Source organism: Myroides albus (assembly GCF_009711045.1).
Taxonomy (GTDB): Bacteria; Bacteroidota; Bacteroidia; order Flavobacteriales; family Flavobacteriaceae; genus Flavobacterium; species Flavobacterium album_A.
The window spans coordinates 81,478-93,970 of record NZ_WMJX01000013.1 but is presented as its reverse complement, the minus strand read 5'-3'; the positions used below and the strand labels follow the sequence as shown (position 1 = coordinate 93,970).

Here is a 12,493-nt window from a genome sequence, read left to right as displayed (position 1 = left end):
CCGAAGGTCACAGGTTCGAGTCCTGTTCCCGCTACTAAGGCCCTTATTACCGCTTCCATTTGGTTTTAGGGGTTTTTCTTTTTTATAAACTTTCACTTTTCCATTTTACTGGATTAAAAACTTAACAGTTCATTTCCCTTATCTTACAAATAATATTAAGCTTATTACTTAAGCAGGGAAAGTTATTTGGCAAAGTTAGCCTACACTCATTTTTCCAGTGAATAATCCTATAGCGATCACATTTACAACAGTCGCCTATTTTAGTAGAATAACAGTAAAATCCCCCTCCCCCTTTTCACACTAATTAAGCTTTTTAATAAAAAACATTTGTAAAGTCCAAATAATCGTATTACATTTGCACCACAATATCGCGGGATAGAGCAGTAGGCAGCTCGTCGGGCTCATAACCCGAAGGTCACAGGTTCGAGTCCTGTTCCCGCTACTAATAAAAAGCCACTTCAAATGAAGTGGCTTTTCTTATTTTATCCAAATTAGCAACTTACCTACTCTCCTTTATAGCAGCTGTTCAAAGGATTACAAATTATAAACTACATTAAGATTGACTTTATTTGTCAATTGATAAAAAACGCATTACATTTGCACCACAATATCGCGGGATAGAGCAGTAGGCAGCTCGTCGGGCTCATAACCCGAAGGTCACAGGTTCGAGTCCTGTTCCCGCTACTAAGCTTTTAAACCACTTATTACATCAAGTGGTTTTTTGTTTATAACCATATAACTTTATTACGCCTACTTAATTAAAAAAGGGTTTACTTTAAAAAGTAAACCCTTTTTTAGCTTTATGACAATAATTCTTCTTGAATGCTTTCCCATTCTTCCATTAAGTCATCTATTTTCTTCTTTTTAGCTTCATAATCCTTAAAGAATGTAGCATCATTCATCATCTTTTCGTAATCAACTGCTAAACGCTCATCGTCTTTAGCTATTCTCTTTTCAAGATCACTTATTTCACTTTCTATTTTACTCAGCCTATTCTGAAGGCTCTTCTGTTTCTTTTGATCTTCGTAAGATAAAGATTGACTCTTTTGCTCCTCTTTCTTTACTGTCTTATCTACAACATTTGCAACCTCTGTCTTCTTTTCAATTTCACGCATACTCTGAGCATTGCGTTCTTCTAAGAAATAATTAATATCTCCTAAGTACTCTTTAATCTTTTGGTCTTTAAACTCATAAACAAGCTCTGTAAGACCTTGTAAGAAATCACGATCGTGGGAAACCAATACTAAAGTTCCTTTAAAGTTTCTCAAAGCCTCTTTCAATACATTTTTAGATTTAATATCTAAGTGATTGGTAGGCTCATCCATAAGCAATACATTGATTGGAGATAACAACATTTTACACAAGGCCAATCTATTTCGCTCACCTCCAGAAAGCACTTTTACTTTCTTCTCCACATCATCTCCTCTAAACAAGAATGCCCCAAGCATATCGCGCACTTTCACACGATTACCATCACTTGCAGCATCTAACATCGTATCGAGTATCGTTTTTTCACCATCCAAATAATCGGCTTGATTCTGAGCGAAATAACCAATCTGTACATTGTGACCTAACTTAATCGTACCTTCATACTCAAACTCCTTTAAAACAGCCTTAATTAAAGTCGATTTACCTTGACCGTTCTGTCCGACAAATGCAATTTTAGTTCCTCTTTCAACTAAGAGATTAATATCTTTAAAAATAACTTTATCGCCAAAGCGCTTAGTTACACCGTCAATCTCTAAAACAACTTTACCAGGATCTATACTCACAGGGAAAGAAATATTCATCACCGCGTTGTCATCTTCATCTACTTCGATACGCTCTACTTTATCCAATCGCTTAATTAGGGATTGTGCCATCGAAGCCTTGGTAGCCTTGTAGCGAAATTTCTCTATTAATTTCTCCGTCTCTTCAATTTTTTTAGCTTGGTTTTTTTGCGCAGCTAATTGTATTTCACGTAGCTCTTCACGCAATACAAGGTACTCTGAATAAGGCTTATTAAAATCGTAAATCTTCCCTAACGAAATCTCTATTGTGCGATTAGTCACATTATCTAAAAACATTTTATCGTGGGAAATGATAACAACAGCTCCCGGATAAGTTCTCAAAAATTGCTCTAACCAGATGATACTTTCAATATCTAAGTGGTTAGTAGGCTCATCCAGTAGCAAGACGTCGTTATTCTGAAGCAATAACTTTGCTAACTCAATTCGCATGCGCCATCCTCCTGAAAAGGTATCAGTCAGATTGTTAAATTCCTCACGTTTAAAACCTAAACCTTGTAATACACGTTCAGTGTTTCCTACATAATTATACCCCCCGATTATTTCAAATCGATGAGTTAAATCACTCAATTTCTCGATTAACTCACCATAACTCTCAGATTCATAATCTGTGCGTTCTGTTAATGCTGTATTAACTTTCTCTAATTCACTTTCGACAAACTTAATTTCCTCGAATGCTTGATAAGCCTCCTCCAAAACTGTGCGACCTGGAATAAAGTCAATATCTTGTCTAAGAAACCCAATCTTTAAATCTTTATCAGTTGCAATACTACCCGTATCCGGTTCAATATCTCCTGACAGGAGCTTCAACATTGTTGATTTACCAGCTCCATTTTTTCCAACTAAACCAACCCTATCACCTGCGCCAATCTTAAATGTAACGCTTTCAAATAAATACTCTCCTGAAAAAGAAACAGAAAGATTATGAATATTCAACATATATAATTAATTCTTTATTTTAAATTTTTTATACCTATGAATGGATAAATGCTCATCTAAAGGTTCACCATTCTCTATATTATTAAACAATTTACTAGCTACAAAAGGGCCTAACAATACTCCACGAGTACCCAATCCGTTTAAGACATGTATTCTATCTGACTCCAAACTTCTCCCCAACAAAGGTCTTCTGTCTTTCACTGTAGGACGAACACCAGCCGTGTGAAGAACAATCTCAAAATCAAGATCGATAATATCCTTCAAGCCTTGTATAAGTTCTTCTTTAGCCTCCTGTGTGGGATCATCCGACTTATCCTCCCAATTATAAGTTGCTCCTACTTTATAAATATCATTACCAATTGGAATGATAAATACATTAGCCTTCAACATAAAGTCAATCTTGAGGTCAGGAATCTTCACCAACATTAATTCTCCTTTTGTACCATCCAAAGGTAACTCTTTAAAGAAGGGATTATTCAACAATCCATAACCTTCAGCAAAAACAATATGACGTGCTTGAATACCTTTATAAGTCACGCATTCACTTGAATAAGTTAGCTGATCAAAGTCAAAACTCTCCTTGAGGTAACAATCCTTTTCATGTAGATAGTTGCGATAATTTGTAATCAAATCGTGTGTTTCCAAGTACCCCGTATATTTCACTTCTCCATAACCAAAGGGAGCTTCCACCCCATTGATATCCATCCTTGACAACTTAGGAGCCAAATACCTTTCAAGATTAGGCTTGTCCGCAGCGTGAAACCAATTATTTTGTTCTTCAACAGATAACAGACGTCTAAACAAAGGCATAGGATACAAAAACTGAATTCCTAATTTCTTCTCTAACCCCTGATAAAAGGGCAAAGCTATATCCAATTGTTCATCTATCTTCCACACTTCCGTAAAGCGTTTGAGTACAACAGGATTATACATTCCTCCAGCAATCCATGATGAGGAACGCCCTTCGTTATCAATCACTTTAAAGCTTTTTCCTTCACTAATTAATTTCTCAGTGAAACAGATACCGGCCAACCCTGTACCTACAACAATATAATCAACCATAATACACGCATACTATTAAAACAAAAGCTCTTATCTAATTTAATTAGATAAGAGCTTAGTAAATTAGTTACTACAAATTTAGTAATTCCTAGTTTAATATTTCCACATATCGTCTTCCAGGTTGCGAATTAACTCTTTAATTCTTTCACCTTCAAACAATTTTTGTAAATCATTACCTTGTATGTACTCATCTATACGACGACCACCATATTGGTTATCTGCTTTATAAATAGTAGCACTAAATCTTCTTGAATTCAATAAGTGATCAAAGTTAATCGGATTCATTGGATTCTTAGGATTGAACGCATAGCTTTGGTATAAGACATCTCTTGCATCTGCAAAGAAAATCCAAAACAACTCTACGAAGTTCTCATTTTCGCTACCTTTTGTATAAATATCTACAACAACAGGAGCGATTCCCAATAAACGATATCTCAATTGTCCTTCATTGCGATCAAAATACCACATACCTAAGATATGATAAGCACTCACGTCAGAAGATCTCAATTCTGTACGATCAATATACTCATCTGGCACAGCTTCTCCAGCATTAAGGTACTCAATACCTACGTCAGTTGTATCAACCTTAACAAATGAAGCTTCGATATCTTTTAAAGTACGTTGTACTTTAAAATCACTACTATCATATACTTCAGTAATAGCACCAGACTTAACACCATCTAACAACACTTGGAATAATGACTTATGCTCACTATCTTCTGTATCATCAATAGGGAAATAATATGACTCATTTGCTTTTTCAGACAAGGAGATTTTCTCCCATACCTTAATACCAAATAATACATCTTTATCATTAACCTGTCCATAAGGAATAGGCCCATCTGATTTAACTAAAATATCTAACAAAGACTTTTGCCCGATTTCACTAGCAGATTTAGCATTCAATAAGTTCGATTGCGCAAAAGATCCTATTGAAAACAGAGAAAACACTACAAATAGTGATAAATTTTTCCAATTCATATTTTTCTAAATTTTCTTTCTTTAAAATTAAGAAGTAATTATTTAATTTCAAAAGTACACGGTGCCGTTTTTTTCAACTGATAGTCACCACCACCTTGTAATTTTGCTTTAATATCAGAGATAACTACAACATCTCCTATACGAGCTCTGCGTATAGCTGCTTTAGCTCTATCGTTCATCTTGTTTCCAGGTACAACAATACTTGGTTGTCCAGGAATTTGAACCACAAAGCTACTAACTGTTAGATTCACGTCGAAATCAAAATCTTCTAATTTCGCACCGATACTCACCCTTTCCAGGTTTTCTTTTGATCCAATAGCAGCAAACTCACCACGAACAGTACCACGAGGAGAAGGAATATCTTTAATTCTAAATACCTTAGAATCTTTAGCTCCTTTTCCGTCGTCAAATGTACCCGTTACACTAATAGTAACCTCTCTACCTCCTTGAGGTCTTAAAACGTATTTACCATTTCCAACCTTACTTAAACCAGGAGCACTTGCATTTACCTTACTATCAGGAATACCTGCAAATGAAATAGAAATCGGGTTATCAACTCCTCTATAAACAACGTTCATCTTATCAGCTGATATCGTTGCACTATTTGGTCTACTAACTACTACGTATGATCCTTTAAAATCAACTGGTACTTCTTCTCCTTCTTCAATGAATACAAATTTACCAGAGAAATTGTGTTCTCCTACGCTATTAGCAGGTAAGTTCAATTTAACCTGACCATTTTGAAGCGATTTATTCAAGTCTATTTCTTTGCCATTGACAAATACTTTCTTTGGGATTGTATTGTCATAGCGCCCTAAGGCAACAGTACTTGAATAGTTATCACCTACGTAATAAACAGATTTATCAGGAATAATCAATGCTGAATAATTCTTCATAGAAGCAGCTTCGATCAATTTATTTCCTAACAACAAATTATACATATCCTGCTCCATAACGCGGGCGTCATTTTGCATAGCGGATAATTTAGTCAAAGATGCCACAGCAGGAAACCCAAGGAAGTTGTAGTTTAAGTATGGTTTTTTCACACCACTACGATCCTTCACATCGTTCAAGTCAAAGTTCTTGTTAAACTTTTCCTTTACATTTTTGTATGCTACATCTTCACCTAAAAGTGTATTAATCTTATTCTTATAATCTTCAATATCTGCAATAAATGCCTTTCCTTCATCAGACAATTTATCTCCTTTAAACCAAAGATTATCAATAACATCACTCTTATCCATCATTTCAAAAGGAAGACTTCCATCAGCCTCTCTATATTTCTCAACGATAAGCTCTTTTGTCGCGCCAATTTTTACAACAAAAGCATCAGTAATGTCTTTAATTTGTTTTGCCTTATTATAAGGCTCTCGGAACTTTGCAGCATCATCCTCTGCTTTTTGTTCCAATTGTTTAAGAGATACAAGCTCATTATTTGTTGCCAAAGCAGTAGTTGTCTCCTCAAACTTCTCGTTCACCATACCAAAAGCTGATAAAACCTCACGTGACATTTGAAGTGCCATCATAGCGATGAACACTAAATACATCAGGTTAATCATCTTTTGTCTCGGTGTCAATTTCTGTTTTGCCATTATCTATAATATTTTTTAATTATAAATTAATTAGCATTTCTTCCTGCTCCCATAGCTGAAAGCATTCCACCATAAACATTGTTTAAAGAAGCTAAATTCTGCGTTAAAGCCTGCATCTGTTCTTGTAATCTTACATTATTCTCAGCTACAGATTTATTAATTTCAGCATTAGAAGTTGCACTTTCTAATTGTACTTTATACATTTGATTCAACGACTCCAATTGAGCAGCAGCGATCGTCATTTCTTGAGCGTATTTTTGCGAAGAAGCAACAGTATCAACAGCTGGAGCAATATTTTTAGATGCAGCTTCAAAGTTGCGAATACTATTTCCTAAGCTATTCATTAACTCACCGTCAATCTTAGCATCTTTTAGCATTTCATCCAATTTCTTTGAAAGCGATACCTCAACATTCTCCACTACAGGAGTCTCCTTACCTTTTTTCAGTTGACGAGCTTCCCCGTCTTTTAACTCTGGATAAACTTTACTCCAATCTAATTCCTCATCAACAGGTTCGAATGCAGAAATAGCAAAAATAATTGCTTCTACAACCATACCGAAAATCAACATGTTATTACCATTAAGAGGACCTACCTCCATGTGAGTGATCTTAAATAAAGCTCCTAAGATAACGATTGAAGCTCCCATTCCATAACAGAAGTTCATTACTTTTTTTGACATTGCCATAGTCTAATAATTCTTTATAAATTTTCTTTCCAATTTTTTAACGAGCCATTTTTGCAGCATTAGTTCTTGACATAGAACCTGAAACTGACTGCACAGTTCTAAACCCAATGTAGCTTCTTGATGAATCTGCATACTCTGAATCACGAGTTGCTACTTGTAAGAAATAAGCAGGATCTCTCCATGAACCACCTCTTACAACTTTTAAAGGATTATCAGTTTGTCTATTTCTCGGTTTCATAGAAGACATAAAATCATAAGCAGAAACCTCATAAGGTGAACTAGTCCATTCGGCAACGTTACCAGCCATATTGTATAAGTTATATCCATTTGGAGGATATGATCTTACATCTGCTGTATATAAAGCGCCATCAGCCGCATAGTCAAAACGAGTTGGTTTAAAGTTTGCCATAAAGCAACCTCTTTCATCTGTTGCATAAGGTCCTCCCCAAGGATACATAGCTCCTTCAAGACCACCACGAGCAGCATATTCCCATTCACTTTCCATTGGTAAACGGAACTCGTGAACTTCTTGTGTTTGATTATTTGTACGTAAAAAAGTATTCTTATACATTGTTCTCCAAGCAGCAAAAGCTTTTGCTTGATACCAGCTTACACCAACTACAGGATACTCTCCAAAAGCCTCATGCCAAAAGTAATCGTTGTGCATTGGCTCATTATAAGAATACTGGAATTCTTTAATCCAACGTGTAGTATCAGGATAGATTAAAAGTGTCTCCGTTTTCAAGTGTCTTTTGCGTTTACTACGTGGATCTGTACCTTGATCTCTTGTTGCACCTTCCACGTCAACGTAAGTATACTTAAATTTCAACTTAGACACATCGAATGTAGTCATTCCATTATATGTTTCAGAAGCAGGGATATAAAGAGAATCCATTACCTCTACATAATACTCATCTGGAAATTTACTATTATTCGTAACCACTGGCACTTTTTTATTCAAACGACGACCAGAGTAAATATCATCACTCATTTCCATACTATAGTAATTATCATACATATAGCGTTGGTATGGTGTCATTTTATCTAAATTTTCTTCTGAATCTAAAAAAGCATAAGCCCCTATTCCACCAGCATCTTTATTCATCCCCATATCATCAGCCATGATAGCTAATTTAGTACGAGTAATTGAATCTTTTACCCATTCAACGAATTTTCGGTACTGGTTATTACTTACCTCTGTCTCGTCCATATAAAACGATCCAATCGTAACAGTTTTTGTAGGAGCATCTTGTGCACCTAAGAAGTCTTCATTAGCCTGTCCCATTGTAAAAGTTCCTCCTGGAACTAATGACATGCCATGCGGTTTTGTGTTACGCCATCTTTTACCTTCTACACCTCCCATTAACTCACCTCGATCTCCACCTGCTCCACAACTGAACATCAAAGCCGCCAAAACTCCTAACGTAATTATCTTCTTCATATAATTTTAGGTTTATATATACAATTTTTCTTTACTACTATTTAAAGTTAATTTTTTCTTATTTCTTTCAATAAACAAAGCTAAAGATTAATTTACATTAATTCTTCTCAAAAAAAACTTTTTTTTTACAACATACTCCTTTTTAGAGCTTTCCACCATCTTTCTGGTATTTCTTGCTTAGTTGCCATCAAATATTCTTCTTCGTTACACGGCATTAAAGAAATTCCTTTGCTATTCTCAAATTCTACAATGCCATTTTCTACCCACCAGCGACCAGAAATGTCACTTTTATAGAAAATCAAATCCTCGTAGCCTTCAATAGGAACTATAAATTTCAAATAATTTGCGCGTCTTTCAAAAGGATACTCTCCTGTGCGATAATTATATCCCTCTATAAAATACCAAATGATTTGTGCTATTAATAACGCTTCATTCTTTGTATTATTATAATTGAATATTCCAAAAGTTGAAACTCTATCACTCAACCCTGCGTATCGACCTAATGCACATATCTCTTTACCATCAAAGCCATTTGGGTTAAAAGTGATGTGATTACCCGAATCACCCGATTTGACAACCCCCATATCAATGCTTACTATATCGGCATCTCTCAGCACTGGCTCTGCTATTTTTAAATTTGCAGAAACCTCACCTACGCGATAAGCTTCAAAATATAAGCTATCTATTAAATCTAATTCTTCTTGTGAATTATAAAACGTTTGATAACCTAAGTTTGCATAGTTAAACAAATTCACAGGTTCCTCTAAAATAATACGAGAAAGAAAACTTTCAACTGATAAATTAGCTCCTTTTGCTACATCTAACTTAGAGTCGATTGTCACGATATTTACCAACTTATTCAAATCATCGTATGCGCGATACATTCCGTAAGTCAAGTCTTGAGACCCACCTATAACAATTGGCAATACATTATTCTTAATCAAATCACTTACGATAGATTTGACAACGAAATGAGTATCTTCTATTGTATCACCAGGTAATATATCTCCAAAATCAATAATTCGAAGACCCCAGTTACCAGGATATAATGCATAGAGTGCTTTTCTAATTTTAGAAACATCAACAACAGTTAAATCTTCTTGACCAGCTCCTCTATTATCGCCAATACCAATTATAGCAATTTGATACTTGTCATAATCAAAAAACTCTTTTTCGCGATAGTATGTGACTTTCTTACCTAATGTCTGACTAGGCAATCCATCGATGTAATCAACCACATCATCACTTAAAGGCACTAACAACTCGTACATCATAAATTACTTTTTTGTTTTCTTTGTAGTCGTAGTTTTCTTAGTTGCTGTCTTTTTTGTTGTCGCTTTCTTAGCTGCTGTTTTCTTTGCTGGAGCTTTTGCCTCAATCATAGCTTTCACTTGATCCAAAGTTAAAGCAGCTGCATCAACATCCTTCGACAATTCTATTTTCGTTTTCCCTTGCAAGATAACAGATCTCCCCCATCTTGCTTTTTCAACGCGAATCCCTTCAGCAGACCAATCGTGAATAACTTTATCCTTCTCTTTTTGAATTTTATCTTCAATTAATTCAATAATATCAGCTTGAGATAAATTGTCAAAATTATATTTTTTATTCACATTGATAAAAATGCCATTCCACTTTAAGTATGGGCCAAATCTACCAACGCCTTTTTGAACATCCATTCCTTGAAAAGTAGCAATAGGTGCATCTGCTTCCTCTTTCTCTTTTATTAGCTCAACCGCTCTTTCAAACGACACATCTAATGGTTCTTCTCCTTTTGGCAAAGAGATAAAAACTTTACCTACGCGAACATAAGGTCCAAAGCGGCCGTTATTTACCTCTACTTCTTCTCCTTTATATTCTCCTAACTGTTTAGGTAATAAAAACAATGTCAATGCTTCTTCCAAGCTAATAGTACCAATATTCTGGTCAGGTCCTAAACTTGCAAATTGTTTATTCTCGTCTTCAGCATCACCAATTTGAGCCATCGGTCCAAATTTACCCAGACGAACCAATACAGGCTTACCTGTTTTAGGATCCTCTCCTAAAATACGCTCTCCAGATTCTCTTTCAGCGTTTTCTTCAACATTCTTAACTGTAGGGTGAAAATGATCGTAAAACTCCTTCATCATTTTAGCCCAATCTGCATTTCCAGCAGCAATCTCATCGAAATTCTCCTCAACTCTCGCTGTGAAGTTATAGTCTAAGATTGTTTGAAAATTCTTAACTAAGAAATCATTTACAATAATTCCAATATCTGTAGGTACTAACTTACCTTTATCCGATCCTGTTTTCTCAACTAAATTCTTTGTGCGAACGCCATCATTCCCCAATTCCAACAATTTATACTCGCGTTCTTTTCCTTCAGCACTTCCTTTCTCAACATAATTACGAGCTATAATAGTTGATATCGTTGGTGCATAAGTTGACGGTCTACCAATCCCTAACTCCTCTAATTTCTTTACTAATGAAGCTTCTGTATATCTTGCTGCAGGTTTACTGAATCGCTGAGTTGCCACTAAAGTCTTTCTCATCAACTCCTCTCCTACTTTCAACGCTGGCAAAATTCCTTCTACTTCTTCATCTTCCTCATCGTGTCCTTCCAAATATACCTTTAAGAAACCGTCAAAAAGTAAAACCTCACCAGTAGCTGCAAATTGATCTTGAAATTTATTCGAAGCTATGCGAACATTTGTTCTTTCAAGTTTAGCATCACTCATTTGAGAAGCAAGCGTACGCTTCCATATCAAATCATATAAACGAGCTTGATCTCTATCTACAGGTGCATTGTGCAAGGCCATATTTGTAGGGCGAATAGCTTCGTGAGCTTCTTGTGCTCCTTTACTCTTTGTTGTATATGTTCGCGGTTTAGAATACTGAGCACCATACGATTTAGAAATTTCATCTGCCGCAGCTTTCATAGCTTCTTGCGAAAGATTCACACTATCCGTTCTCATATAAGTAATCAATCCACTTTCGTATAATCGCTGAGCTAAAGTCATCGTTTGACTTACCGAAAAATACAGCTTACGCGCTGCCTCTTGCTGTAAGGTAGAGGTAGTAAATGGTGCAGCAGGAGACTTCTTAGCTGGCTTAGTTTCTAAGTCGCTAATTTGATATCTACTGCCAATATTTAGTTCTAAAAACTGTTTAGCTTCTTGTTCTGTAGCAAAGTTCTTTGCCAACTTCGCTTTTACAGTCTTACCTTCAGCGGTAGCAAATTCAGCTACTACATGATAAGACGATGCAATATTAAACTCGTTGATTTCTTTTTCGCGTTCCACAATTAGTCGAACAGCTACAGATTGAACACGTCCAGCAGATAACCCTCCTTTTACTTTTTTCCATAGTACAGGAGAAAGTTCATATCCTACCAAACGGTCTAAAATACGGCGAGCTTGTTGAGCATTTACAAGGTTATAGTCAATTTGTCTAGGGTTCTCAATCGCTTTTACAATGGCAGATTTAGTAATCTCGTGAAAAACAATTCGCTTTGTTTTATCAGCATCCAATTTTAATTCTTCAGCTAAATGCCATGCTATAGCTTCTCCCTCACGGTCCTCATCGGAAGCTAACCAAACTGTCTCAGCTTTCTTTGACAAATCTTTTAACTTCTTAACAACTGCTTTTTTATCACTCGATACTTCATATGAAGGTTTAAACCCATTATTGACATCTACGCCAATTTCCTTAGAAGGTAAATCCGCAATATGTCCATAACTAGATTCTACTTGATAATCTTTCCCTAAAAATTTTTCTATAGTTTTTGCCTTAGCTGGTGACTCAACAATCACTAAATTTTTTGCCATACTTCATTATTTTGTGAAGCAAAAATATATGATTTTTTTGAATATATCCGTGCCACTACTTATTAATGCATCTTTTAACTAATATGCCAGCATACAATAATTGCATTAATCATCAAATTATTCGTAAAATAAACCAACATTACAGCAATAAACCGATATATTGATTTTTTTTACAAACAAAATCAGAAAATTACACAATTTA

At 35.5% G+C, this 12,493-nt stretch carries 8 protein-coding genes and 2 tRNA genes; 2 read left to right on the top strand and 8 right to left on the bottom strand.

The features are described 5' to 3' along the window. The first annotated feature begins 369 nt into the window (after positions 1–369). Positions 370–442, top strand: a tRNA-Met gene (locus tag GJV76_RS08200). Between the two features lie 169 nt (positions 443–611). After that, positions 612–684 (top strand) — tRNA-Met (locus tag GJV76_RS08195). A 116-nt stretch (positions 685–800) separates the two neighbouring features. On the opposite strand, the gene abc-f is transcribed toward GJV76_RS08195, so the two are convergent. From abc-f to topA, 8 genes are all read right to left on the bottom strand, one after another. After that, positions 801–2,726 (bottom strand): ribosomal protection-like ABC-F family protein, encoded by a 1,926-nt coding sequence (gene abc-f / locus GJV76_RS08190; RefSeq protein ID WP_155092139.1) that lies wholly within the window; start codon positions 2,724–2,726, stop codon positions 801–803. Positions 2,727–2,732: 6 nt separating this feature from the next. Continuing rightward, entirely contained in the window at positions 2,733–3,788 is a 1,056-nt protein-coding gene (locus tag GJV76_RS08185; RefSeq protein ID WP_155092138.1) for an NAD(P)/FAD-dependent oxidoreductase, read from the bottom strand. Between the two features lie 93 nt (positions 3,789–3,881). Next, the gene (gene porN, locus GJV76_RS08180) at positions 3,882–4,769 is read right to left on the bottom strand and encodes a type IX secretion system ring subunit PorN/GldN (RefSeq protein ID WP_155092137.1); all 888 of its coding nucleotides are present in this window, start codon (positions 4,767–4,769) and stop codon (positions 3,882–3,884) included. Between the two features lie 38 nt (positions 4,770–4,807). Continuing rightward, a complete protein-coding gene (porM, locus tag GJV76_RS08175; protein ID WP_155092136.1) occupies positions 4,808–6,361 on the bottom strand; it encodes a type IX secretion system motor protein PorM/GldM in 1,554 nt (517 codons plus the stop codon). 26 nt (positions 6,362–6,387) lie between these two features. Then, positions 6,388–7,047 (bottom strand): type IX secretion system motor protein PorL/GldL, encoded by a 660-nt coding sequence (gene porL / locus GJV76_RS08170; RefSeq protein WP_155092135.1) that lies wholly within the window; start codon positions 7,045–7,047, stop codon positions 6,388–6,390. 37 nt (positions 7,048–7,084) lie between these two features. Continuing rightward, on the bottom strand, positions 7,085–8,488 hold the full coding sequence (porK, locus tag GJV76_RS08165) for a T9SS ring complex lipoprotein PorK/GldK (protein ID WP_155092134.1): 1,404 nt from the start codon (positions 8,486–8,488) through the stop codon (positions 7,085–7,087). A gap of 125 nt (positions 8,489–8,613) precedes the next feature. Next, positions 8,614–9,762: a formimidoylglutamase gene (locus GJV76_RS08160; protein WP_155092133.1), complete on the bottom strand. Its 1,149-nt coding sequence runs from the start codon at positions 9,760–9,762 to the stop codon at positions 8,614–8,616. A 3-nt stretch (positions 9,763–9,765) separates the two neighbouring features. Beyond that, entirely contained in the window at positions 9,766–12,291 is a 2,526-nt protein-coding gene (gene topA / locus GJV76_RS08155) for a type I DNA topoisomerase (protein ID WP_155092132.1), read from the bottom strand. Positions 12,292–12,493: the final 202 nt, after the last annotated feature.

Bases quoted from the DNA above. Each gene is read 5' to 3' on its own strand.
- topA (WP_155092132.1), bottom strand. From the start codon at position 12,291: ATGGCAAAAAATTTAGTGATTGTTGAGTCACCAGCTAAGGCAAAAACT.
- GJV76_RS08185 (WP_155092138.1), bottom strand. From the start codon at position 3,788: ATGGTTGATTATATTGTTGTAGGTACAGGGTTGGCCGGTATCTGTTTC.
- porM (WP_155092136.1), bottom strand. From the start codon at position 6,361: ATGGCAAAACAGAAATTGACACCGAGACAAAAGATGATTAACCTGATG.
- abc-f (WP_155092139.1), bottom strand. From the start codon at position 2,726: ATGTTGAATATTCATAATCTTTCTGTTTCTTTTTCAGGAGAGTATTTA.
- porL (WP_155092135.1), bottom strand. From the start codon at position 7,047: ATGGCAATGTCAAAAAAAGTAATGAACTTCTGTTATGGAATGGGAGCT.
- porK (WP_155092134.1), bottom strand. From the start codon at position 8,488: ATGAAGAAGATAATTACGTTAGGAGTTTTGGCGGCTTTGATGTTCAGT.
- GJV76_RS08160 (WP_155092133.1), bottom strand. From the start codon at position 9,762: ATGATGTACGAGTTGTTAGTGCCTTTAAGTGATGATGTGGTTGATTAC.
- porN (WP_155092137.1), bottom strand. From the start codon at position 4,769: ATGAATTGGAAAAATTTATCACTATTTGTAGTGTTTTCTCTGTTTTCA.